General features: G+C 65.4%; 22 protein-coding genes and 1 pseudogene. 12 read left to right on the top strand and 11 right to left on the bottom strand.

Translation table 11 applies throughout. The features are described 5' to 3' along the window. Position 1 precedes the first annotated feature (1 nt). Entirely contained in the window at positions 2-820 is an 819-nt protein-coding gene (locus tag AB0I14_RS09105; protein ID WP_358019178.1) for an enoyl-CoA hydratase-related protein, read from the bottom strand. Between the two features lie 85 nt (positions 821-905). On the opposite strand from AB0I14_RS09105, the gene AB0I14_RS09100 reads away from it, so the two are divergent. From AB0I14_RS09100 to AB0I14_RS09090, 3 genes are read left to right on the top strand one after another with little or no spacing between them, the layout of a single operon-like run. Next, the gene (locus AB0I14_RS09100; RefSeq protein ID WP_358019176.1) at positions 906-1,673 is read left to right on the top strand and encodes a GntR family transcriptional regulator; all 768 of its coding nucleotides are present in this window, start codon (positions 906-908) and stop codon (positions 1,671-1,673) included. Then, entirely contained in the window at positions 1,663-2,562 is a 900-nt protein-coding gene (locus AB0I14_RS09095; RefSeq protein ID WP_358019173.1) for an enoyl-CoA hydratase/isomerase family protein, read from the top strand. The genes AB0I14_RS09100 and AB0I14_RS09095 overlap by 11 nt, the downstream gene beginning before the upstream one ends. A 52-nt stretch (positions 2,563-2,614) precedes the next feature. Further along, positions 2,615-3,796: a thiolase family protein gene (locus AB0I14_RS09090; protein ID WP_358019170.1), complete on the top strand. Its 1,182-nt coding sequence runs from the start codon at positions 2,615-2,617 to the stop codon at positions 3,794-3,796. Here AB0I14_RS09090 and AB0I14_RS09085 read toward each other — a convergent pair. The 6 genes from AB0I14_RS09085 to AB0I14_RS09060 all read right to left on the bottom strand — a co-directional run bounded on the left by AB0I14_RS09085 (position 3,783) and on the right by AB0I14_RS09060 (position 9,937). Further along, entirely contained in the window at positions 3,783-4,631 is an 849-nt protein-coding gene (locus AB0I14_RS09085) for a MerR family transcriptional regulator (RefSeq protein WP_358019167.1), read from the bottom strand. The genes AB0I14_RS09090 and AB0I14_RS09085 overlap by 14 nt on opposite strands. Positions 4,632-4,640: 9 nt before the next feature. Then, positions 4,641-6,158, bottom strand: coding sequence for an NAD(P)/FAD-dependent oxidoreductase (locus AB0I14_RS09080; protein WP_358019164.1), 1,518 nt, complete (start codon positions 6,156-6,158; stop codon positions 4,641-4,643). A 17-nt stretch (positions 6,159-6,175) separates the two neighbouring features. Next, on the bottom strand, positions 6,176-7,096 hold the full coding sequence (locus AB0I14_RS09075) for a ferritin-like domain-containing protein (protein ID WP_358019161.1): 921 nt from the start codon (positions 7,094-7,096) through the stop codon (positions 6,176-6,178). Positions 7,097-7,140: 44 nt separating this feature from the next. Continuing rightward, a complete protein-coding gene (locus tag AB0I14_RS09070; protein ID WP_358019158.1) occupies positions 7,141-7,998 on the bottom strand; it encodes an SDR family NAD(P)-dependent oxidoreductase in 858 nt (285 codons plus the stop codon). Then, positions 7,998-8,990: an alpha/beta hydrolase gene (locus AB0I14_RS09065; protein ID WP_358019155.1), complete on the bottom strand. Its 993-nt coding sequence runs from the start codon at positions 8,988-8,990 to the stop codon at positions 7,998-8,000. The genes AB0I14_RS09070 and AB0I14_RS09065 overlap by 1 nt, the downstream gene beginning before the upstream one ends. A gap of 206 nt (positions 8,991-9,196) precedes the next feature. After that, entirely contained in the window at positions 9,197-9,937 is a 741-nt protein-coding gene (locus AB0I14_RS09060; RefSeq protein WP_358019152.1) for a TetR/AcrR family transcriptional regulator, read from the bottom strand. A gap of 262 nt (positions 9,938-10,199) precedes the next feature. Here AB0I14_RS09060 and AB0I14_RS09055 point away from each other — a divergent pair, with 262 nt between their 5' ends. From AB0I14_RS09055 to AB0I14_RS09015, 9 genes are all read left to right on the top strand, one after another. Continuing rightward, positions 10,200-10,961 (top strand): crotonase/enoyl-CoA hydratase family protein, encoded by a 762-nt coding sequence (locus AB0I14_RS09055; RefSeq protein WP_358019149.1) that lies wholly within the window; start codon positions 10,200-10,202, stop codon positions 10,959-10,961. 7 nt (positions 10,962-10,968) lie between these two features. Beyond that, on the top strand, positions 10,969-11,763 hold the full coding sequence (locus tag AB0I14_RS09050) for an SDR family oxidoreductase (protein ID WP_358019146.1): 795 nt from the start codon (positions 10,969-10,971) through the stop codon (positions 11,761-11,763). Between the two features lie 8 nt (positions 11,764-11,771). Then, positions 11,772-12,779 (top strand): dihydrodipicolinate synthase family protein, encoded by a 1,008-nt coding sequence (locus AB0I14_RS09045; RefSeq protein ID WP_358019143.1) that lies wholly within the window; start codon positions 11,772-11,774, stop codon positions 12,777-12,779. Between the two features lie 111 nt (positions 12,780-12,890). After that, the gene (locus AB0I14_RS09040; RefSeq protein ID WP_358019140.1) at positions 12,891-13,712 is read left to right on the top strand and encodes an enoyl-CoA hydratase; all 822 of its coding nucleotides are present in this window, start codon (positions 12,891-12,893) and stop codon (positions 13,710-13,712) included. 4 nt (positions 13,713-13,716) lie between these two features. Continuing rightward, complete coding sequence (locus tag AB0I14_RS09035) at positions 13,717-14,964, top strand: amidohydrolase family protein (RefSeq protein ID WP_358019137.1); 1,248 nt, start codon at positions 13,717-13,719, stop codon at positions 14,962-14,964. A gap of 8 nt (positions 14,965-14,972) precedes the next feature. Next, positions 14,973-16,595, top strand: a complete 1,623-nt coding sequence (locus tag AB0I14_RS09030; RefSeq protein WP_358019134.1) for an acyl-CoA synthetase — start codon at positions 14,973-14,975, stop codon at positions 16,593-16,595. After that, on the top strand, positions 16,592-17,437 hold the full coding sequence (locus AB0I14_RS09025; RefSeq protein ID WP_358019131.1) for an amidohydrolase family protein: 846 nt from the start codon (positions 16,592-16,594) through the stop codon (positions 17,435-17,437). Before AB0I14_RS09030 ends, AB0I14_RS09025 begins: the two co-directional genes overlap by 4 nt. After that, the gene (locus AB0I14_RS09020) at positions 17,437-18,492 is read left to right on the top strand and encodes an acyl-CoA dehydrogenase family protein (protein WP_358019128.1); all 1,056 of its coding nucleotides are present in this window, start codon (positions 17,437-17,439) and stop codon (positions 18,490-18,492) included. The genes AB0I14_RS09025 and AB0I14_RS09020 overlap by 1 nt, the downstream gene beginning before the upstream one ends. A 10-nt stretch (positions 18,493-18,502) precedes the next feature. Beyond that, positions 18,503-19,693 carry an acyl-CoA dehydrogenase family protein gene (locus AB0I14_RS09015; protein WP_358019125.1) on the top strand — a complete coding sequence of 397 codons (1,191 nt, stop codon included), beginning with the start codon at positions 18,503-18,505 and terminating at the stop codon, positions 19,691-19,693. Between the two features lie 25 nt (positions 19,694-19,718). Here the strand turns inward: AB0I14_RS09015 and AB0I14_RS09010 are convergent, their stop codons facing one another. The 4 genes and pseudogenes from AB0I14_RS09010 to AB0I14_RS08995 all read right to left on the bottom strand — a co-directional run. Continuing rightward, positions 19,719-20,090, bottom strand: a complete 372-nt coding sequence (locus tag AB0I14_RS09010) for a hypothetical protein (protein ID WP_358019122.1) — start codon at positions 20,088-20,090, stop codon at positions 19,719-19,721. A 200-nt stretch (positions 20,091-20,290) separates the two neighbouring features. Beyond that, a complete protein-coding gene (locus tag AB0I14_RS09005; protein WP_358019119.1) occupies positions 20,291-21,535 on the bottom strand; it encodes an amidohydrolase family protein in 1,245 nt (414 codons plus the stop codon). A gap of 19 nt (positions 21,536-21,554) precedes the next feature. Beyond that, a complete protein-coding gene (locus AB0I14_RS09000) occupies positions 21,555-22,703 on the bottom strand; it encodes a thiolase family protein (RefSeq protein WP_358019116.1) in 1,149 nt (382 codons plus the stop codon). Between the two features lie 12 nt (positions 22,704-22,715). Beyond that, a pseudogene (locus AB0I14_RS08995) lies at positions 22,716-22,928 on the bottom strand (DNA-binding protein); the annotation flags it as partial.

The following is a 22,928-nucleotide window of genomic DNA, read 5'->3' as shown; positions in this document are numbered from 1 at the left end:
CTCATCGCCCGGTGAAGTCCGGATCGCGGTGTTCCCGGAACGCGGCCAGGCCTTCTTTGAAATCACCTGTGCGGCAAGAAAGTTCCAGGCTGGACAATTCTTGGTTCATGGACTGGGTCAGGGTGGCGTGCTGGCCGTAGGCGATGGCCTGTTTGGCCAGTCCGATCGCGACGGTGGGTCCGGCCGCCAGCCGGGTCAGGAGCTGATTTAGCGCTGAGTCCAGTTCATCGGCGGGAACCGCGCTGTGGATCAGCCCCCAGTCGGCCGCCTTTGACCCGCTGACCTTCTCGCCGAGCAGCAGCATCCGCTTGGCCCGGGCCACTCCCGCCAGCCGCGGCAGCAGCCAGGTCGCCCCGGAATCGGGGGTGAATCCCCGGCTCATGAACGGCTCCCAGAACGTCGCCCCGGTATCGGCGATGGTGAAGTCGGCGGCCAGTGCCAGGTTGCAGCCCAACCCCACCGCCCAGCCACGCACCGCGCACACCACGGGCAACTGGATGGTGGCCACCAGTTCGACGACCCGGTGCGCGGTGTGCGGGATCCGCCGGATCAGGTCACCGGTACGGGGGCGTTGTCCGGTGCTGTTGGTGGCTACCCAGTCGGCTCCGGCGCAGAAGTCCTCTCCGGCGCCGGTGATGGCGACGGCGCGCAGCGAATCGTCATAGGCGGCTGCCGACAGGGTGGCGACCAAGCTGTCGATCATGCTGTGACTCAATGAGTTACGCCGTGACGGCCGGTCCAGTGTGATGCGTAGGACGCCGCCGTCACGCGACGTCGATACGGCCTCGTCGCTCACGTTGAATCCGCCTTCCCCAGCCATACAGTTGCCCATACAGTAGATGATGCGATTACTATCCTGTACAAGTTAGCAAGGAAAGGCCGTCGGCGGAACAGGGGAGGGACAGGTGCCGGTACATCGGATACGCCAACCTCGGGTGGCCGAGATCGTGGCGTCCAAGCTGCGCGACGACATCCTGTCCGGGCGCCTGCGTGAGGGTGACATCCTGCCCACCCAGGAGAGCCTGTTCCAGGAGTTCGGGGTCAGCCCGCCCGCGTTGCGCGAGGCCATCCACCTGCTGGAGACCGACGGATTGATCTCGGTGCGTCGTGGAAACGTCGGCGGTGCCGTGGTGCAGATGCCCTCGGCCGACCGCACCGCCCACATGATCGGCATGGTGCTTCAGACCCGCGCTGCCACCCCTGCTGATGTGAGCGAGGCCCTGCTGCGCCTGGAACCGATCTGCGCGGGCATGTGCGCGGACCGCGAGGACCGTGCCACCGAGGTGGTGCCCTACCTGCAGGCCGAGATCGACCTTCAGGCAGCACAGTTCGAGGACGCGTCGCGGTATGTGCCGAACGCCCGAAGGTTCCACGAGGCGCTGGTGTCCCGATGCGGCAACGAACCGATGATTCTGCTGATCGGCTCGCTGGAGCTGATCTGGTCGACGCACGAATCGTCGGTGTGGACCGGGGAAGACGGTGCCGGAATGTCGGCGAAGACCATGCGGGCGGCACTGCGCGATCACCAGCGCTTGCTGGATGCGATCGCCGACGGCAACTCGGCCAGGGCGACCAAGCTCGCGGCCGACCATCTGACCGCCGCGCGGCGCACGACGCTGGCCGCCGGCAACGACAAAACCATTGAAGCGAGGTTGATTTCGCATGACAGATGACCGGGTGCTGTTCGAGGTCGATGCAGACCACCGCATCGCCACCATCACGCTGAACAATCCCAAGCAGCGCAACTCCTATGACGCGGCGATGCGCGACGAGATCGCCCGCTACCTCGACATCGTCGCCGACGACGACGATCTGACCGTCGTGCTGCTGCGCGGTGCCGAGGGCGTATTCAGCACGGGCGCCGATATGAACAATGCCTACGGCTGGTATGGCGATGAGCGCTCGCGCGACGAGCAGAGGGCCGGAGCGGAGGAGTCCGATCCGAAGAAATCCCGTCCCAGCCAGCGTCGCCGACTCACGGTGGACCGCAAGTCGTTTGGCTTCTATCACAACTTCATGGGCTTTCCGAAGGTCACCGTCGGGGAGATCGGTGGCTACGCCCTGGGCGGCGGGTTCGAGATGGCGTTGATGACGGACATCTCGGTGATCGCCCGCGATACCAGGATCGGGATGCCGGCCACCAGGTTCCTCGGCCCGGCGTTGGGCAGCCTGCATATGTTCTTCCACCGTCTCGGCCCGGTGCTGGCCCGGCGGATGCTGCTCACCGGGGACATCGTCGAGGCCGGCTCCATCGAGCACCTCGGCATCTTCACCGATACCTGTGACGCCGACCAGTTGACGGCGCGGGCGCAGTACTGGGCGGCCAAGGCGGCGAAGATGCCCGCCGACGGGGTGGTGATCGCCAAGGAGGCGTTCCGGCTCGTCGAGCAGAGCCAGGCGTATCAAGGGGAGGAGGTGGCCAGCTACATCTTCCACGCCTACGGCACCAACCTGCAGTTCTCGCCGGGTGAGTTCAACTTCGTCAAGACCCGCGCACAACACGGCACCAAAGAAGCTTTCCGCCTGCGTGACGAGCATTTCCATGTGCCCGAACCGCAGTAAACCTGGCCTGGTACGTTTACATAAGATCCCAAAATCGTAAAGGTTGAATCTCATGGCAAAACCCGTCATCGTGGGCGCCGCCCGCACCGCCATCGGCCGCTCCTTCAAGGGCACGCTGGTGAACACGCCGCCGGAAACCCTGATCACCACGGTCCTGCCCGAGGTCGTGCGTCGCGCCGGGATCGCCCCGGAGGTCATCGACGATCTGATCTTCGCCGAATCCAATTACGGCGGCGGCGATATCGCGCGCTACGCCGCCGACGCACTGGGCTGGGAGTCGGTGCCCGGCCAGGCCGTCAACCGGCACTGCGCGGGGTCGCTCACCGCGATCGGTAACGCATCCGCCCAGATCGGCTCCGGCATGGAGCGGGTCCTGGTGGCCGGCGGTGTGCAGTCGCTGTCCTCGTCGCCGCTGATGAAGTGGCGGGTACCCGGGTTCGGGCCCGAGATCGAGTTCATCGAGCCGTGGATGACCCCGACGCATGTCGAGACTCCGGACGCGCCGATGCGCGACATGTCGATCACGGTCGGGTGGAACACCGCGCAGGCCGCCGGGATCAGCCGCGAGGACATGGACGCCTGGGCCGCGCGATCGCACCAGCGTGCCATCGCCGCGATCGACGCCGGCAAGTTCCTCGACGAGATCGTGCCGCTGAAGGTGTCCCAGCCAGACGGGTCCGTCATCGAGTTCAGCGTCGACGAGCACCCGCGGCGCGGCACCACTGCCGAGAAGCTCGCCGAACTCAAGGTCCTGCACCCGGAGATCGAAGGATTCTCCATCACAGCGGGCAACAGCAGCGGCACCAACGACGCTGCCGCTGCTGTCGCTCTGGTCGGTGACGACTACGCGGCCGCCGAGAACCTCAACGTGATGGCCAAGGTCAGGGCATGGGGTGCGGTCGGCGTCGCCGCTCGCGACACCGGCCTGGGCGGCGTCGAGGTGATCGGCAAGGTTCTCGACCGGGCCGGCCTCAAGCCTTCCGATGTGGCCCTCTGGGAGATCAACGAGGCATTCGCCTCGGTGCCGATCGCTGCGGTGCGCAAGTACGGCCTCGACGAGGAGTTGGTGAACTTCTCCGGCAGCGGTTGCAGCCTCGGACATCCGATCGCCGCTTCCGGTGCGCGCATGGTCACCACGCTGATCTACGAACTGCAGCGCCGTGGTGGCGGCATCGGCGTCGCCGCGATGTGCGCCGGTGGCGGCCAGGGCGGCGCGGTCGTCATCGAGGTTTAGCTCGTTTGACGTGAGCCCGACGGGGACCATCCGGGGTGGTGGTTTTCCCATCGGGCTCACGTTCGGCAGCGGCCTTCGGGCCGGCTTCGGCGTCGGCCTTGCCCGCTGCCTGATACTCGTGCAGCTCGGCACGGACAGCTTCGTCGAACGCGCGGTCCAGGCTCGCGTGCGCGAGCCGTCGCGCCGCCCTGCGCATGGTGTCCACGAGGTCGGCGGCCCAGGCGAGTTCGGCATCATTGGTGGGGACCCACCCCGGCCCCCGCTGGCGGACGACCTCCGTATGCCCGCCGTGGGTCATCTCACGAGCGGCGGCGTCGAGCAACTTGTCGACCGCGGTACTCGTTTTCAGAAGTATCTCGAGCGGCATTCCGCGGGAGACGAGTGAGGCGAAGTCATCGATGAGGCGTACATCGCTGACCGAGTAGATGTTCTCGTCGGCAGTCGGCTCGATCAGGCCGTGGGTGGTCAGCCGGCGCAGCATCGACGCGTCCAGGTCGCCGAACCGTTCTTCCAGCTCGTCGAGGGACATTGTGCGTGGCTTGGGGCGTGACCACGGCGCAGTGACCAGTTCCTCAAGGTCGGACAGATCCAGGACATCGACGAGGTCCTGTCCGGGCTGCAACCCGGTCAGGAATTTCATGATGTGCTTGAGCGTGAAGCCCTCACCGAGCAACCGGGTGATGGCGCGCAGTTGGCGCAGGTGTCGATCGGTGTAGATCGCCACCCTGCCCCGACGCTGGGGCCGGGGCAGGAGCCCGTTGTCCTGGTAGACGCGTACGTTCCGGGTTGTTGTCCCCGCCTCCCGAGCGAGGTCGTCAATCCGGTACTCGGTCACCACGGAATCCTATCGGGTGGCCAGGGGACTGCCACTGACCTGCGCCAGAGCGGTCACGTTGTCGCGACCCGCGGTGATCTTGTAGTCGTGCAGGTTGAGGGCTTTGAGTTGATTCACGTATTGGGTCGCGAACCCCGGATACATGGTCGCGTTGAAACCGTCCTCGGTCAGGTACCAGCTCTGGCAACCGGAGTTCCACGTGGTGGAGCCCAGGCGGCGTTGGATGTCCTCGTTGTACCGGTCCTGGACCTCCGGGCGGACGTCCAGCGACTTCCAGTCGTACCGCAGAAGCGTGGAGATCGCCTCGACGATGTAGTTGATCTGAGCCTCCATGTACACCAGTGCCGAACTGTGTCCCGGCCCGGAGTTCGGGCCGAACGTGAAGTACAGGTTCGGATAGCCCGATACCGCAACGCTGCGGTACGCGTAGGCGCCGCGACTCCACTCGGCGGCCAGCTCACGGCCTTCGACGCCGGTGATCGGGAACGGGGTGCCGGTCTTGCAGACGTCGAACCCGGTGGCGAACACGATGCAGTCGAATTGGTGCTCGATACCCTCGACGGTGCGTATTCCATTGGGGGACAGCCGTGCGATGGGCCAGGTCACCAGCTTGCAATTGTCGGCCTGCAGGGCGGGGTAGTACTCGCTGGTCATCAGGAGCCGCTTGCAGCCGGCGGAGAAATCCGGAGTGAGCTGTCGCCGCAACCACGGATCCTTCACCTGCAGACGGAGATTGGCGCTGCTGACCGCCTCGACGAGCCGGGTGAACGGGGTGTCCCAGACCACGCCGAGGGCGACCGACTCGTGTCCCCAGTACCACGCGCTTCTCATGAGGCTCTGGGTCAGCGGGAGGTTGCGGTAGAGGCGCTTGAGCCGGCCACTGGTCGGGGTGTTGATCCGCGGCAGCACCCACCCCGGGGTGCGCTGAAAGACCTTGACCGACTTCGCCGTCTTCACCAGTTCGGGCACGATCTGCACCCCGCTGGCGCCGGTCCCGATGACCGCGACCCGTTTGTCGGTGAAATCGTAGTCGTGGTCCCACCGGGCACTGTGGATCTTGTGGCCCTCGTAGGTGTCGATCCCGGGGAGGTTCGGGAAGCTGGCGTTGGACAGCGGACCGGCGGCGACGATGACGTTCCGGGCCCGTACCGGTTCCCGGCCTTCGAGGTCCACGGTCCACTCGCCGGTCTCTGCGTCGTAGGAGACGCCGACGACGGTGTGGCCGAACCGGATCGCCGGGGCGATACCGGACGACTCGACCATGCCGTCGATGTACTCGAGGATCTCGGCACTGCCCGAATACGTGTGTGACCAGTCCGGGTTGGTCGCAAAACTGTACGAGTACAGACGGGACGGAATGTCGCAGGCCGCACCGGGATACGTATTGTCGCGCCAGGTTCCGCCGACCCGTGAACCGCGCTCGAATATCACGAAGTCGGTGACGCCCTCGGCCTTGAGCCGGATGGCCGCGCCGATGCCGGCGAATCCGGCGCCGATGATGGCAACAGACGTGGAAGAAGAAGTCATGTCGTCGATCGATTCTCTTAGGCGACGGGTTCGTAGGTCAGTTCCTGCGACCAGGTCGGAGTGTTCTGGACCATCGACATCGGAATCACGCCGGTGATCTTGACCAGTGAATCGGCCAGCCAGTGGTATTTGGAGGTCCGGTCGATCACCTTGCGGCTCTGCCACGAGATGATCCGGTACATCGGCAATCGACGGGCGAATTCGCTTCGCTCACCCACACTTTGGAACCTACGCATCGCCTGGTACAGCCGGTCCTCGTTGACACCCATCTCAACGATGTTGTCGCGCATCTTGTTCAGCAGCGGGAAATAGCTGAGCACGCCGACCAGGAAGGTGGGTTTGATCCAGCCGCCCACCAGTTCGATGAGCAGCTTGCGGATGTCGGCATGTCCCAGGATGTCCATCACCTCGAAGTCGACGGCCAGGTGGCGGGACTCGTCGGAGTTGATCCGCTTGAAAACCTCCTGTGCCACCGGATCTTTGACCTCATCGGTGATGAACTTGATCAGTGCCCCGTCCAGCGCCACTTCGAGCATGGGGATGACGGTGCCCAGGAAGGTGAGACCCATCCCGTCGGAATACTTGTCGAGCCAGTTGATGACCAGCTGGACGTTGACGTTCGGTGGCGGGATCTCGTCGTCTTCGAGCATGCCCCATCTGCGCATCAGTGCGAGCTCGGCGTTGGCGTGCTTCTGTTCTTCGGCGTGGAAATGCTCGTAGATGCTCTTCAGAGTCGGATTCGGTGCCTTCCTCGCCAGCGCGGCAAAACCCCGGGCGCCGACGTTCTCGATCCACATCAGGTCGGTCATGAAAGGTTTGAGCTTGGCGTGCAGTTCGGGTTCGATCAGATCGGCTCCCGGTGCGTCCCAGTCGATGTCGATCAGGGCCCACTGCCGGTCTTTGATCATCTGCAGCATGTTGTCGAGATCCATTGCCATGATGCTTCCTTTCGGGAAAGCGGGGTTCAGTTGTCGGGAAGGCGTCAGTCCTTGGGAAGAACCCGGCCCAGCAGTCCGGCTCCCCGGACATAGAGGCCGGGGAAGTGCCGCTTGAGGTGCCAGATGACGGTGGCATCGATCTGGGGCACCACGTACAGCCGGCCGCTGTCGTGCGCATCCAAGGTGCGCGCCGCGACGTTGTCCGGGGACAGCCCGGTCCACCGGGCCAGCTGCTGGCTGAGGTTCATCGAGCCCGGGGTGATGCGCCCGTCCTGGAAGACATTGGTTTTCACGAAGGTGGGACACAGCACCGTCACCGCGACACCGGCGCCGGCGAGCTCAGCGGCGAGCGTCTCCGACAGCGACATCACGCCCGCCTTGGAGACGTTGTAGGGGGCCATCGACGGTGCGGCGGCGAATCCCGCGGCGGAGGCCACATTGATGATCCCGCCTCGGCCGGCCTCGCGCAGGATCGGTGTGAAGACCTCACACCCGTACACGACACCCCACAGATTGATCCCGAGCGCCCAGTCCCAGTCGTCGAATCCGATGGCGCCGACGGGTTTGCCCCCGACGCCCACGCCGGCGTTGTTGATCACCAGAGTCGGTGGGCCGCCGAAGATGTCGTTGGCCTGCTTGGCCAACTGCTCGATCGCGCTGCGATCTGACACGTCGCAGACCACGGCGTGCCCCTTCCCGGTGGGCAGTTTGTCGATCAGTTCCACCGTCTCGTCGGCGCGGCCCGGATCGATATCGGCACAGATGACCTCGCCACCCCTCCGGGCGAGCTCAAGGGCGAACGACCGCCCGATGCCGCTCCCGGCACCGGTTACCACCGCCTTCGCGTTGGTGCAACGCCTATCGCCGCGAAAAGCATTGAGCAGCATGTCGATTCCGAACATCAGCACACCTCCACTTGAGTATCGGATCGGTCGTCGGCCAGCGCGGAGGAGATGAACCCCGCCGCCCGCCGCAGCGCCACCGCCGCTTCCGGCGCCAGCCGAGGCAGGGCCTGGAAAACGTGCACCATGGCGGGCCAGATTTCGAGAGTGCTCGTCCCTCCGGCCCGGTTGACCTCTGCGTCCAGGTAGCGGGCGTCCGCGCTGAGCATCTCGAACTCGCCCGCCTGAACCAGCATGGGCGGCAGGCGATCTGCCTTCTCGAAATCGAGGAGCAGTCGCGGCTGGTCCGGGTCCTGTGCCGTGGTGTACAGCCCGACCAACTGCCGCGCGGCCGTTGCCGACATGGCCGGATCGCGGCGCACCTGTTCCTGCTGCAGCGCGAGGTCCATGGTGAGGTCGATCAGCGGGGAGAACAGCACGACCCCGGCGGGCTGGAACCCGGGTTCGTCGGCATGTTGGAGCAGCAGGTCGCACGTCAGGTGGCCACCTGCGGAGTCTGCGCCGATCACGATGTCCGACGGTTCGTAGCCTTCGGCAAGAAGCCAGCGGTAACCGGCCTCCACGTCTTCGGCCGCGGCCGGGAATCGGTGTTCGGGCGCCAATCGGTAGTCGACCGAGAAGAACGGTATGCCGGTGGCTTCGGACAACTGCGCCACCAGCTTGCGGTGCGTCCGCGCCGAACAGATCACGTATGCGCTGCCATGGATGTAATACCCGGCGCGCGTGCCGAACTCCACGCCCGGCCCGAGCACCCATTCACCGCGGACTCCGGGCCGGCGGACGGGGACGATCCTGGTGCCGTCGGGCATCGATCCCAACGTCGCCATGATCGTGGCGATGAGTCCGCGGGAAAACCACACCCCCGGGCGATTCATCGGGATGGCGCCGGTGAGACAGCCCAACGTCCATCTGGTGGCGGCGGCCGCGACGACGGCTCGCGGGGAACGCTCGCTGGGCACAGCCGGCAGGTCGGGTGGGGCAACTGCGGTCACGGGCTTTACGTCACCACAGACTGTTACATTTGTCAATGTAACAATCGGGGATGGCGTGACCGTCAGGCGAGCTGGGCGTCGCTCACCGGGGAAGTGGTGGGTACGCGAAATCGACCGGCTGCGAACGGGAATCCGGGTTGGTGCGCTTTCGCGGGAGTGACCGAAGCGGCCCGGGGGCGCGACTTCGGGTCAGGTGGACGTTGCGCCTACTTGCGCTTCGTCTTGGTCGCCGGAGCTTTTGCGATCCGTGCGGCCGCGTGGTCGAGGATGCACTCCAGGCCGTACTCGAAGTTCTTCTCGTCGGCCGCCCCGATGCGATGCCCCTCGCTGGTGACCTTTGCCAGCAGCGGGGTCACTTCCGGATCGATGACCATGGTCTCTTCGTAATCGCCGGGTGCGTTGTCGTTGGCCCGGTTCTTCTCGTACAGGCGGTGCAGCACAACCGAGCCGCGGACGTGCACCGAGACGGCTGAATACGTGTCGAAGGCATCTTCGACCGGTAGCCCGGCCTCGACCAGGCCGGAGATGGCGGTCTCCATCTCCTGCACGCCCAGGCGCGCGGCCCGCGGGCTCAGGGCCGAGCGAATGAGAATGAGATCACACAGAATCGGGTTACCCATGAAGGCTTTTCGCATGGTCCTGGCATGGTTGGCCAACGACTCGCGCCAATCCTTGGCTTCGACGTAAGGGGTGGCGACCACGAACTCGCGGAGTGCGCGGTCGGTCATCGCGTTGAGTAGGTCGTCCTTCTTGCGGAAGTACCAGTAAATGCTCGTGACGCCGACGCCCAGATGTTTGCCCAGTAGCGGCATGCTGAGGTTGTCGATCGACACCTGCTCGGCGAGTTGGAATGCGCCCTTGATGATGTCGTCGGGATTGATGGACCCGCGTTCGCGCCGTTGACGTTTCTCAGCGGTCGGTTGCTTTGCCACTGCGGGCACCTCCATCGAAATCGATTCTGCTCAAGCCGTCCCTGTGCCGCGGATCAATTGCAGGTGAATTTACCGCCGGCCGCCACCTGAACTGCGCCTATGTGCGCGTGTCGCGGGGTCTTGTCGCCGTCAACCTTACCGGTAGCCTCTCCATTGCTGCTGTCCACCAGTTGCGCCGAGGCGTCGCTCGGGGGCGGTGGGCGGGGTTCCAGCTTTGTACTGTAATCCCTATAGTAGGCTTTTCCGGGTTATTGGACCGCGAGCGAAGGGGCAGTTGGTGTCGGAAGTAGTTCTGCGGGAGCGTAGGGGTCGAACCCTCATCATCACGATCAATCGTCCGGAGGCGCGCAACGCGTTCAACCTTGCGGTGGCCCAAGGGCTGGCCGACGCCGTGGACGAACTGGACGGCACTCCTGAACTGTCGGTGGGCATCATCACCGGCGCCGGGGGCAACTTCTGCGCCGGTATGGATCTCAAGGCATTCGCGACCGGCGAGCTTCCGCACGTTCCCGGCCGCGGGATCGGGTTCACCGAGCAGCCGCCGCGCAAGCCGCTGATCGCCGCGGTCGAGGGCTACGCGCTGGCCGGTGGGACCGAGATCGTCCTGGCCACGGATCTGATCGTGGCCTCGCGCGCGGCCAAGTTCGGTATCCCCGAGGTCAAGCGTGGACTGGTGGCCGCCGGTGGTGGCCTGCTGCGGCTGCCCAAGCGCATTCCGTACCAGAAGGCTCTCGAGTTGGCGCTCACCGGTGACAATTTCACCGCCGAGGAGGCGTCGGCGTGGGGCTTCGTCAACAAGCTCACCGAACCCGGTGAAGCCCTGGACGGCGCCATCGAGTTGGCCGAGCGGATCACCGCCAACGGTCCGCTGGCGGTCGCGGTGACCAAGGAAATCATCGTCAAATCCGCCGAGTGGTCCGAAGCGGACATGTGGAAGAACCAGGGCGAATTGATCACTCCGGTCTTCACGTCCAAGGACGCCATCGAAGGGGCGACGGCATTCGCGGAGAAGCGCGCTCCGAACTGGACCGGTTCCTGACGATCCGATGGATCTCGGATTCGCAGGTGCGGCCACCGTCGTCGTCGGTGGTGGCCGCGGGATGGGCTTCGCGACGGCACAGTGCCTGGCCGAGGACGGCGCCCGGATCGCGATCGTCGGGCGTTCCCGGGACGTACTCGACGCGGCAGCAACGGAGCTGGCGCGGTTGGGATCTCCTGAGGCGGTGGCGATCGTCGCCGACACCTCCGACAGCACTCAGGTCGAGCGGGCCTTCGCCGAGGTGGGCGACCGCTGGGGTGAGCTCAACGCGTTGATCAACACCGTCGGACCGGGGGCCGCGGGCAACTTCGAGGAGCTGACGGACGAGCAGTGGCAGGAGGCGTTCGACGCCGGCCTGATGGGCATGGTGCGCTGCGTGCGGGCAGCCCTGCCGTTGCTGCGCAGCGCGGAATGGGCGCGCATCGTCAACTTCTCGGCCCATTCCGTCCAGCGGCAGAGCACCCGGTTGCCGGCCTACACGGCGGCCAAGGCGGCCGTGAACAGCGTGTCCAAGAACCTGTCGCTGTCGTTGGCCAAGGACGAGATCATGGTCAACGTGGTCTCGCCGGGCAGCATCTCGTCGGAAGCGCTGCGAGGCTGGGCCGACACGGTGGGCGTCGACGGCGACGATCCGTACGCGTTGATGGCGGCCATCGATGAGCATTTCGGACATCCCGCCCACCTGCCGCGGGCCGGGCTCCCTGGTGAAATCGGACCCGTCGCAGCATTTTTGGCGTCCAAGCGGAACTCGTACATGACCGGGGCCAACGTCAACGTGGACGGCGGATCGGACTTCATCTAGGGGGCGGTATGGCAACGGCAGCCGAAGCGCGGGACTGGGCTCGCTCAGCACTGCGCGGAATCGGTGACTCGCTCTACACCCCGTTCTGCGGAACCGATGGCGACGACATCGACTGGGAGGTCTACCGGCACCTGGTGCGCTACTGCGTCGCCGACCTCGGTCACCAGATGTTGTGGTGCACCAGCGGTCTGGCCGAGTTCTGGGCCTTGACCCTCGCCGAGCGCAAGCAGCTGCTCGAAGTGGCGATCGAGGTGGGGCGCCGGGCCAACCCGAATGTCGTCGTGCAGGCCTGCACCGCCGCCACGTCGGCCAAGGACTGTCTGGAGCTGACGCGGCACGCCCAGCAGGCAGGTGCCGACATTGTCTACATCCAGACACCCATGATGGAAGCCCATGGGGGAGAAGGTGTTCTGCGGTTCTTCTCCTACATCGCCGATCGCACCGATATCGCCCTGGGGATGTTCAACTCACCGTCGTCGGGCTATGTGCTGACCCCGGAGGAAAGCGCCAGGATCGCCGAGGCGATCCCGGCGGTGTGCGCCACCAAGGAGGGCGCCTTCCGGCCCGCGGCGAGCCGTCGGCTGCACGAGTTGGCGCCGCATCTGGCGGTCTGGGAGTGCGACACCACGGTGTACCGGGCCGGGTGGCTGCGCGAGGGCATCGTGTGCCCCGCCCAGTTGGGTACGGCCGGCTATCTCTACGAAACGCCGCAACGCCGCATCTTCACCGAGTACTGGGACCTGGTCTATGCCGACCGACTCATCGAGGCGATGGATTTCGCCCGGGAGTCGGGGTTGGACCAGTTCAGTTTGGACATGGGGTCCTGGTTCACCTGCTATCCGGGCCGGGCCGACTACTTCACCCACTGGGCGGGCGCGTTCAAATATGCGGCCTCGGTGTTGGGATTGCCAGTCGGGGACTACCCGCATTCACGTCCGCCGCAGGTTGTTCTTCCCGAGCTGGCGAAGACGCAGATCGAGACCGCTTATCGCAAGCTCGGTTTGATCGACACCTGACCCGCCTTTGCGCAGGTCGCAGGGTCGGCGCCGGGCTTGCGGAATGCACTACCGATAGGTATACAGTATGTATGTCTGAACGGCTGGTGTGGCATCGGGAGGTATCGGCGCGTGACGGTCGCTGACAGTGTGGGAACCGACGCGGTCCTCTACGAGGTCACCGACGGCGGGGTCGCGGTTATCACCCTCAACCGTCCCGATCGGCTGAACTCCTGGGGTGCGGACATCTCGGCCGGCGTCTACGCGAGTTTCGATCGCGCCGAAGCCGATCCGGCGGTCCGGGCGATCGTACTGACCGGCAGCGGACGAGGGTTCTGCGCCGGCGCCTACATGGGCGCGATGCAGGATCTGGGCGCCAGCATCAATGAGGACACGGATGTCAGCAAGATCGTCGGCGAACGCCACCCGCATTTCCTCACGACGCTGAGCAAGCCGGTCATCGCCGCGATAAACGGGGCATGTGTCGGCATCGGGCTCACGCATGCGCTGATGTGCGATGTCCGGTTCGCTTCTGCCGGTGCGAAATTCGCGACCGCCTTCCCGCGCCGTGGGCTGATCGGGGAGTACGGCATCACCTGGATCCTTCCGAGACTGGCCGGGTGGGGCGCCGCGGCGGATCTGCTACTGAGCGGCCGAACCTTCCTCGCGGAGGAGGCCGCGCAGCTGGGGCTCGTGAAAGAGGTTGTGGCGCCGGAAGATCTGCTGAGCCGGGCGCTCGAATATGCCGAAGATCTGGCCCGCAACTGCTCACCGGCCTCGATGGCCGTCATCAAGCGCCAGCTGTACGGCGATGCTCACGACGATGTGCGTGACGTGAGTGCCCGCGCCGAGACCCTGATGCACGAATCCATGGTGCGGCCCGACCTGATCGAGGGCATCACCGCGTTCTTCGAGAAACGGCCGCCGAATTTCCCGCCCCTGAAAGAAGGTTGATGACATGACCGAAGCTCCCGAACGGCTTCCGTACCTGGCCGTCGATGTCGACAACCATTACTACGAACCGGTGGACGCCTTCACCCGGCACCTGCCCAAGGAATTCAAGAGCCGCGGTGTCCAGATGGTGCAGGACGGCAAGCGGACCCTGGCGATGTTCGGCGGAACGGTCAATCACTTCATCCCCAACCCGACGTTCGACCCGATCATCGAACCGGGCTGCCTGGACTTGCTGTTCCGCGGTGAGATCCCCGAAGGGGTGGACCCGGCTTCCCTGATGAAGGTCGACCGCCTGGCCGATCACCCCGAGTACCAGAACCGCGACGCGCGGGTGAAGGTGCTGGACCGCCAACGCCTCGAAACCGTGTTCATGCTGCCGACTTTCGCCTGCGGAGTGGAGGAGGGGCTCAAGCACGACATCGACGCCACCATGGCCTCGGTACACGCCTTCAACCTGTGGCTGGACGAGGACTGGGGCTTCGACCGACCCGACGGGCGTTTTGTGTCCGCACCGATCATCTCGCTGGCCGATCCGGTCAAGGCGGTCGAAGAAGTCGAGTTCGTGATCGGCCGCGGCGCCAAGCTGGTGTGTGTGCGGCCGGCCCCGGTGCCGGGCGAGGTCAGGCCGCGGTCGCTGGGTGACCCGAGCCATGACCCGGTGTGGGCCCGGCTGGCCGAGGCGGGTGTCGGCGTGGTCTTCCATCTGTCGGATTCCGGGTACATGGCGGTGCCGGCGTTGTGGGGCGGCAGCGGCGTATTCAAGGGGTTCGGCAAGCGCGATCCGCTCGACATGGTGATCATGGACGACCGCGCCATCCACGACACCATGGCCTCGATGATCGTGCACCAGGTGTTCACCCGGCATCCCAAGCTCAAGGTCGTCAGCATCGAGAACGGCTCCTACTTCGTCTACCGGTTGATCAAGCGGCTGAAGAAGGCGGCCAACAACGCGCCGTACCACTTCAAAGAGGATCCGATCGAGCAGCTGCGCAACAACGTGTGGATCGCGCCGTACTACGAGGACGACGTGAAGCTGCTCGCCGACACCATCGGCGTCGACAAGATCCTGTTCGGCTCGGACTGGCCGCACGGAGAGGGCCTGGCCGACCCGACCACCTTCACCGCGGACATCCCACAGTTTCCCGAGTTCAGCCTCGAGGACACCCGGAAAGTCATGCGCGACAATGCACTCGAACTCCTCGGTGATCCGGCGCGCACCGCGCCCGGGGTCGCCGGCCTGGTATCGGCGTAGCCGCCGAGATGGGCGAATGGACCATCGGCGCCGTGGTCGACGCGATCGCCGAGGCGGTACCCGACCGGGAGATGACGGTGTGCGGCGGTCGCCGCACCACCTTCGCGCAAGGATCTGATCTGACCCGCCGGCTGGCGAACTTCCTGGCGTCGCGCGGGTTGGGTGCGCATCGGGAACGTCGGGAACTGAACCGCTGGGAATGCGGTCAGGACGTGGTCGCCCTCGTCATGCACAACGACCTGTACCCCGAGATGGTGATCGGCTGTCTCAAGGCGCGCACGGTCCCGGTGAACGTCAACTACTACTACTCACCCGGCGAGGTGGCCGACCTGCTGGCCTACCTCAAGCCCCGTGCGGTGATCTACCACCGCTCCCTGGGTGCGAGGTTCGCTTCTGTATTGGGGGATGAAGCGCTGCAGGCCGAATTGCTCATCTCGATCGACGACGGCGAGGGTGCCGAGCTGCCGGGTTCGGTGACCCTGGAAGATGCGCTGGCCCAGGGAGATACCGACCAACGCGTCACCCCGTCCCCTGATGACGTGCTGATGGTCTGCACGGGTGGTACGACCGGGCGTCCCAAGGGTGTCATGTGGCGCCAGGGCGACATCTACGTGTCGTCGATGAACGGCGCCGACCACGATCAGGTGAGCGAGATCCACGACAAGGTGGCCAACGGGGGTGCGCCCTGGTTTGCGGTATCGCCGTTGATGCATGCCGCCGGGATGTGGACAGCGTTCTCCGGGCTGCTGTCCGGTCTGACTGTGGTGTTGCACGACACCAAGTCTCGGTTCGACCCGCGCACGGTGCTCGAAACCGCGCAACGGGAGAAGATCGGGCTGATGACGATGGTCGGGGACGCCTACGCCGGGCCGATCGTCGAGGAATTGGGCCGGCATTCGTACGACTTGTCATCGATGTTCGCGATCGGTACGGGCGGCGCGGCCACCAATCCGAAACATCAACGCGCACTGCTGGAACACATCCCGCAGATCACCGTCATCAACGGATTCGGTTCCTCGGAAACCGGCAACATGGGGTTCGGTCACACGCAGCGGGAAACGACGACTGCCGAAACCTTCCAGCTGCGGGCCGGCGGTCTGGTGCTGGCAGACGACTACTCCCGCTTGCTGGACCCCGGTGACGCGGAGGTGGGCTGGGCGGCGCGCAACGGCCGGATCCCGCTCGGCTATTTCAACGACGAGGCGGCGACGGTGAAGACCTTCCCCGAGGTGGCCGGTGAGCGGGTGGTGGTCTCGGGTGACCGCGCCTCGTTGGAGTCCGACGGCACCCTGCGCTTGTTCGGCCGGGATTCGTTGGTGGTCAACACCGGTGGCGAGAAGGTGTTCGTCGAGGAGATCGAAGAAGTGCTGCGCGCACACCCGCAGGTCATCGACGCGCTGGCGGTGGGCCGCCCCAGCGAGCGGTGGGGCGAAGAAGTCATCGCAGTGGTGTCGATCCGCGGGGGTGTAGATGCGACCGCCCTGCGGGAACACTGTGCGACCCGGCTGGCCCGCTTCAAACTGCCCAAGGATGTGCTGTTCGTCGAGGAGGTCCGAAGACTCGGCAACGGTAAGGCCGACTATCGCTGGGCCAAGAGCCTGGCCTCGGAACAGGCGGAGACAAGCGCATGACACGCAGTGAGAATCGAGTGATCGACTGTCTGGCCAACGTGCATTTCGGCGAGACCGAGAACCAGCCCACCTTCATGAAAAAGGTGCGCGACGATTACTTCAAGGGCCCGCAGTCGATGTACGACCCCGTCGACCTGTCGGAGATGCTCGACGAGATGGACACCCACGGGGTGCAGAAGGCCATCCTGATGGATTCGCTGGCCAAGCCATCGGTGACAGCGCGGAAGTTCGTGGAGGCTCAGCCCGACCGGTTCGCACTGGCGATGGGTGGCGTGAACCTGCTGCGGCCCATCCCGTCGTTGCGTGAACTTGCCGCCGTCGCGGCGGACCTGCCGGTGGCCTATACCGTTGTCGGGCCGAGCTTCTGGGGAGATGGGCAGTACCCACCGAGCGACGCGGTGTACTACCCGCTGTACACCAGGTGTGCCGAACTCGAATTGCCGTTGTGCGTCAACACCGGCCTGCCCGGTCCGCCGATCCCTGGCGAAGTTCAGAATCCGATCCACCTCGACCGCGTGTGTGTCCGGTTCCCGGAATTGAAGCTGTGCATGATCCATGGAGCAGATCCGTGGTGGGACATCGCAATCCGCATGCTGATCAAGTACCAGAACTTGCGGCTCATGACGTCGGCCTGGTCGCCCAAGCGGCTGCCGGAGTCGTTGCTGCACTTCATGCGGACCCGAGGGAAGGGCAAGGTCATCTTCGCCTCGGATTTCCCCGTGTTGCGCATGCAACGCGTGGTCCCCGAGGCGCTGGCGCTGGACCTGCCGGCCGATGTGCTGGACAACTACCTCTACAACAATGCCGCGGAGTTCTTCTTCGGCGAGAATCAGGAGAGCTGATGGACCGCTACGAACTTCGCAGGCTGGACTACAGCCTCAGCGAGGACCACGTCGACCTGCAGACCGCGTACCGGCAGTTCTTCAAGACGCACTCCGATATCGAGACCGTGCGTGCGGCCGAACCGTCGGGCTTCGACAAGAGTCTGTGGGAGCGGTTGTGCGCCATGGGCGCCACCACCATGGCTCTGCCGGAGTCCGTCGGGGGTGACGGAGCGACCCTGGTGGACCTGACCCTGGTGGCCGAGGAACTCGGGCGGTCGCTGGCTCCCGTGCCGTGGATCGACCATGTGGTGGCGGCGCGCCTGCTGGCCCGGCTCGAAGCGTTGGATTCGTCGGAGATCGTGCAGGGCACCCAGATCGTCGGGCTCGATCCTGCGCAGGTCGCACCTACCGGGCCGCGGCTCATCCCGACTGCGTCGATCGCCGACCACATCGTCGTCCGCGACGGCGACGATATCGTGCAGTTGAGCTTCTCCTCGCGCCCGGCCCGGGTCGACAACATCGGCAAGCTCCCGATGGCGTGGGTGGACCCGGCCGCCGCAGATACCCGCGTTGTGCTGGCCGGCGGTGCCGATACCCTGGCGGAATATCAACGGGCATTGGATGAATGGCGTCTGCTGACCGCAGCGGCGCTGGTAGGTCTGGTCGAGGAGACCATGACGATCGCCGCCGAGTTCGCCAAGTCCCGGTACACCCTCGGTGTGCCGATCGGGACGCTGCAGGGTATTTCACACCCGTTGGCCAACATCGCGATCACGGTTCAGAGCGGGCGGGGTCTGGCCCGTCGGGCGGCATGGTTCCTCGACAACGAGCCGGACGAGCGGGCGGAACTTGCGCCGTCGGCATTCGTGTTCATGGCCGAGGAGGCCGCCAAGGCCGCCACCATGGCGGTACACGTTCAGGGTGGACTAGGGGTGTCCGCGGAGGCAGCGGCCACCGCATACCTGGTGCGGGCCCGTGGGTGGGCGCTGGCCGGCGGCGATCCGGGTGCCACCGCAGTACACATTGCTCAGATCGTTGCGGCTCGCGAGAGCCGGCAAGCGGCAAAGGTTTAGGGGATCAAGCGTGGATTTCTCAACAGTCGAACTGTCCGCGGAGGACGAGGCGTTCCGCACCGAGGTGCGCGAATTCCTGGCGGGTGTGGTGACCGAGGACGTCATCCGGCGTGACCGCGAAACCGGTGACAACTTCGACGAGGGTGCGCACCTGGCCCTGGGGGCCGCCGGGTACCTGGAGAAGGAATGGAAGACCGAGGCCGACGGCGGCTTCTCCCGGGTCCGTCGTCGGATCTGGGAGCTGGAGAAGCGTCGCGCCGAGGTGCCCTGGGTGACCTGGGGGACCACCTCGATGGTGGCTCGCTCCGTCGCGAAGTTCGCCTCTCCGGAGATCCGTGACGATGTGCTGCGCGGGGTGTTCGACGGCACCGTGCGGTTGTGCCTGGGGTACACCGAACCTGAGGGCGGGTCAGACGTCGCGACGTGCAAGACGCGGGCGGTGCGCGACGGCGATCAATGGGTGGTCAACGGCTCCAAGATGTTCACTACCGGCGCACACAACTGCCAGTACGTCTTCCTGATCACCAACACCGATCCGGACGCGCCGAAACACAAGAGCCTGACCATGTTTCTGGTACCACTGGACGCCGAGGGCATCGAGATCCAGGGCATCCGGACTGTCGACGGCGACCGCACCAACATCGTCTACTACTCCGACGTGCGCGTCGACGACAAGTATCGGCTCGGGGATGTCAACGGTGGCTGGACCGTGGTGCGTGAACCGCTCGACGCCGAGCACGGGGCGGTCGCGGCTGCCGACGACGGTCTGGCCGATGTGGCGATCATGATGCACCAGGCCGGTTTCATGGCCGAGGCTGCCGACAATGTCGCCGCGCTGGTCGGCACCCCGGATGCCAGCGGTCGCGCTGCCGTCGACGATGGATCGGTCGCATATCGCCTGGGGCGCAGCGTGGCTCGGCTGGAGGCATCGCTGTCCTCGCCGAGCATTTTCGGTCGGGTGGCGCTGGCACAGACGATGCGCGATATCGCACCGGATCTCATGGACATCGCCGGATCAGTTGCCGCACTGCCGATCGGGGCCGACGGGGGAGCCGATGACCGCAGCGAGTATGTGTACCGTTTCGCGCCGCTGGTGGGCATCTACGGCGGCACCCTCGAGGTGTTCCGCAACATGATCGCCCAGCACGTGCTCGGCCTGGGCAAGCCGAACTACTCGGCGCCCAAGGCGAAAGCGTCGTAGCGGGGTCGCCGAGGGGCCGGACCACTCAGCCGGCCGGCGCCAGGCCAGGCTGTACGGGCACCAGGGGTGGCGGCGGAGCTGGCGGCGCTACCTGAAGATCGCCGCGGGGCACGAGGCCTGGTGGCACCCGGCCTGCCCCGCCGGCTTCGGCCGGCGGGGCCTGGCATTTCTGCTGGCCTTCGTTCCACACCCCGCCGCTGTGCCGGCAGCAACCTTTCGTGTCGTCGATCTTCTCCTGCAGAGATTCGTCGAGACCGTCGTTGAGGATGTCGGTGCAGGAGTCGAAGTCCTCGATGTCCCAGACACCAGGCTCGGCCTGCGAAATTCCGCTCGGTGCCACGATGACGAACATCGCGGCAGCGGCGAAAACTGTTGCATAGGATGCTATTCGCCTCACGAATGTTCTTGTCGGGCTTGATGTGATCGTTGTCATGTTCGGCATTGCCGCACCCCCATAGGCCGGACGCCCGCGACCGAACGCGCCTGGGGCGCCTGTGAATCACCTGTATTGAATACAAAGAGTGTGCGCCCAGTTTTGGGTCCGAACAATGTTCGTGGCGACGCATTGTTGCCGGGGCAATCTCCCGGCAAATTCGGCTAAGCGCCGGTCAATGCCGGGGGCCGAACCGCATCCGGATCGGGGTTGGCGAGCGGCAGGCCCATGAACCGCCGCGCGTTGTCGCCCATGAAGTCGTACGTGCGGCGGATATCCATGCCCTCGGCGTACTTCCAGAAACCTTTCGGTTCGGCCAGCCCTTCGGGATGTGGGTAGTCCGAGCCGAACAGCACCTTGTCCCAACCGACCGTCTCCACGACGTCGGACACACAGCCCTCCCAGAACGGGCTGACCCAGATGTTGCGTCGGAACACGTCGTGCGGATGCTCGGGGAAGTTCTGCGGCATCTTCTTGTACAGGTCGGCGAAATCGTGGAACAGCGGGAAGATCCAGCTGCTGCCGTTCTCGACGCTGGCGATGCGTAGCTTCGGGAACCGTGTCAGGGTGCCGTGGCAGATCAGGGCGGTCAGCATGTCGGCGATCTCGCGGTGGCCCAACACCATCCAGCGGAATGCGCTCTGCGCCATGAAGTTCTGGGTGTGTGGCGGTTCCCACTTGTTGACGTAGTCATCGAGCGGGGGATAGCTGGCGTGCAGGACGATGGGCAGACCGGCGGCCTCGACGTCACGCCAGAACGGGTCGAATTCCGGCAGTGCGGGCGAGCGCCAGCCGTGCAGGCCGTTGACCGGGCCGGGTTTGATCAACGCGACCTTGCCGCCGTGATCGAGGATCCACTCCAGTTCCCGTTGTGCCGCATCGACTTCGGACAGATTGATGATCGGCGTGGAGAACACCCGGTCGGCATGGTTGAAGCCCCAGTGTTCGAGGATCCACTCGTTGAGGGCGTGCACGATCGCCAGGGTGAGTGCCGGGTCGTCGGCGCTGGAGTGCTCGACGAGGCTGCCGAGGGTGGGGTAGTTGAGCGCCTCGGTCACGCCCTGCCGGTCGAGTTCGGCGACACGGTCCTCGGGGTTGCGGGTGGCTGCGGGAGCGTCGATGGCTTTGCCCTGCATCTCACGCAGGGTCAGCCCCTCGGTGTTCTCGCCGGCGAAGAACTTCTCGTGTGCGCCGGGGGCGGCTACGCGCTCGAACGTCGGGTTCGGGATGAAGTCGGTGACGCGGTTGTTGATCACCACCCGGGTTTGCCTGCCGAACTGGGCGTATTGCACCGCGCGGCTGTACTGCTCGGGCAGGAACTTCGTCAGCGCATCACCGGTTTCGTACATGTGCTGGTCGGCATCGAAAATCGGTGCGTCCCTGAACTGTTCAGCGGAATATTCAGTCATGATGGCGGTTCCTAGAAACTCAGCGGGTCAAGACGGTGGCGCCGGCGGTGCCGGGTGCACCGTAGAGCTGGGCGAAGCCGACGCGTGGGTTGCCTGGCACCTGCCGGTCGCCGGCCTCGCCGCGCAACTGGCGCACCAGCTCGTGGATCTGACGCAGACCCGAGGCGCCGATCGGCTCGCCGTTGGCGATCAGGCCGCCGTCGGTATTGACCGGCAGTGATCCGCCGATCTCGGTGGCGCCGTCGGCCAGCAGCTTCTCCTGGTCGCCGTCGGCGCAGAAGCCACATTCGGCCATGTGAATGATCTCGGCGCCCGCGTCAGTGTCCTGCAATTGCACGACGTCAACGTCTTCGGGTGCCACCCCGGCCTTTTCGAATGCGGCGCGCGCGGCGTACACAGTCGGCGCCACGTCCTCCTCGACAGGTGCGCAGGTGGTGTTGACCTCATACGCGCCGTAGCGGCGGGTGCGGACCTCGACGGCCTTGAGGTAGACGGGCTTGTCGGTGTAGCGGTGGGCGATGTCGGCCCGGCACATCACCACTGCGGCCGCGCCTTCGTCGGGGGCGCAGAACATGTACTGGGTCAACGGGTAGTTGAGCATGGTCGAGTTGAGGATGTCGTCCTCGCTGATCGGCTTGCGCCGGAACGCGTTCGGATTCAGCGCACCGTTGCGGAAGTTCTTGTTGGCCACCCGAGCCAGCGTGCGCTGCGAGATGTTGTGCTCGTGCAGGTAGCGGTTGGCCTTCATGCCGAAGAACTGGGTGGTGAGGTATTGGCCGTTCTCGGCGTACCAACTGGGCATGCCGACCAGCGCCGGGTCCTCGGTGAACGCGCCACGGGGGTGCTTGTCCAGGCCGACGGCGATGCCGATGTCGTAGTCGCCGAGCCGGATCCCGTCGGCGCAGGCCTTGGTGGCGCTGGCCGCCGTTGCACACGCGTTGAACACATTGGTGAACGGGATGCCGGAAAGCCCCACCATCCCGACGATCGCGTCCGGGTTGGCCACGGTCCAGCTGCCACCGGTGGCGGCGCCGATGTCCTTCCATTCCACGCCGGCGTCGGCGACCGCGGCGAAGATGGCGTCCACCCCCATCTGCATCGCGGACTTGCCCTCGAAGCGGCCGAACGGGTGGATACCGACGCCGATGATGGCTACATCGTTGCTCATGGTGCTGCCTCTCTACACCGGTTGGAAGGCGAAGGTGACAATCTCCACCGGGTTGGCAGGGTCGTCTTCGTCAATAGCAAAGGGGATCATGGTGAGTTCGACGTCCATGCCGAATTGCAGTTTGGCGGGATCGTTTTCGGTGAGGCGTCCTTCGACGCGCAGGACCGGGCCGGTGTCGTCGGTGAGTTCGACCAGGCCGACGCCGAAGGGGACGAAGTTCTTTCC

It is taken from the genome of Mycobacterium sp. NPDC050441 (genome assembly GCF_040655355.1).
In the GTDB taxonomy this organism is placed as follows: domain Bacteria; phylum Actinomycetota; class Actinomycetes; order Mycobacteriales; family Mycobacteriaceae; genus Mycobacterium.
The sequence above is the reverse complement of the archived record's forward strand: the minus strand, read 5'-3'. Positions and strand labels throughout refer to the sequence as shown.

Coding starts and splice junctions, on each gene's coding strand:
- AB0I14_RS09020 (WP_358019128.1), top strand. CDS start 17,437: ATGGACCGCTACGAACTTCGCAGGCTGGACTACAGCCTCAGCGAGGAC.
- AB0I14_RS09000 (WP_358019116.1), bottom strand. CDS start 22,703: ATGAGCAACGATGTAGCCATCATCGGCGTCGGTATCCACCCGTTCGGC.
- AB0I14_RS09050 (WP_358019146.1), top strand. CDS start 10,969: ATGGATCTCGGATTCGCAGGTGCGGCCACCGTCGTCGTCGGTGGTGGC.
- AB0I14_RS09095 (WP_358019173.1), top strand. CDS start 1,663: ATGACAGATGACCGGGTGCTGTTCGAGGTCGATGCAGACCACCGCATC.
- AB0I14_RS09030 (WP_358019134.1), top strand. CDS start 14,973: ATGGGCGAATGGACCATCGGCGCCGTGGTCGACGCGATCGCCGAGGCG.
- AB0I14_RS09105 (WP_358019178.1), bottom strand. CDS start 820: ATGGCTGGGGAAGGCGGATTCAACGTGAGCGACGAGGCCGTATCGACG.
- AB0I14_RS09060 (WP_358019152.1), bottom strand. CDS start 9,937: ATGGAGGTGCCCGCAGTGGCAAAGCAACCGACCGCTGAGAAACGTCAA.
- AB0I14_RS09025 (WP_358019131.1), top strand. CDS start 16,592: ATGACACGCAGTGAGAATCGAGTGATCGACTGTCTGGCCAACGTGCAT.
- AB0I14_RS09075 (WP_358019161.1), bottom strand. CDS start 7,096: ATGGCAATGGATCTCGACAACATGCTGCAGATGATCAAAGACCGGCAG.
- AB0I14_RS09070 (WP_358019158.1), bottom strand. CDS start 7,998: ATGTTCGGAATCGACATGCTGCTCAATGCTTTTCGCGGCGATAGGCGT.
- AB0I14_RS09035 (WP_358019137.1), top strand. CDS start 13,717: ATGACCGAAGCTCCCGAACGGCTTCCGTACCTGGCCGTCGATGTCGAC.
- AB0I14_RS09090 (WP_358019170.1), top strand. CDS start 2,615: ATGGCAAAACCCGTCATCGTGGGCGCCGCCCGCACCGCCATCGGCCGC.
- AB0I14_RS09005 (WP_358019119.1), bottom strand. CDS start 21,535: ATGACTGAATATTCCGCTGAACAGTTCAGGGACGCACCGATTTTCGAT.
- AB0I14_RS09080 (WP_358019164.1), bottom strand. CDS start 6,158: ATGACTTCTTCTTCCACGTCTGTTGCCATCATCGGCGCCGGATTCGCC.
- AB0I14_RS09045 (WP_358019143.1), top strand. CDS start 11,772: ATGGCAACGGCAGCCGAAGCGCGGGACTGGGCTCGCTCAGCACTGCGC.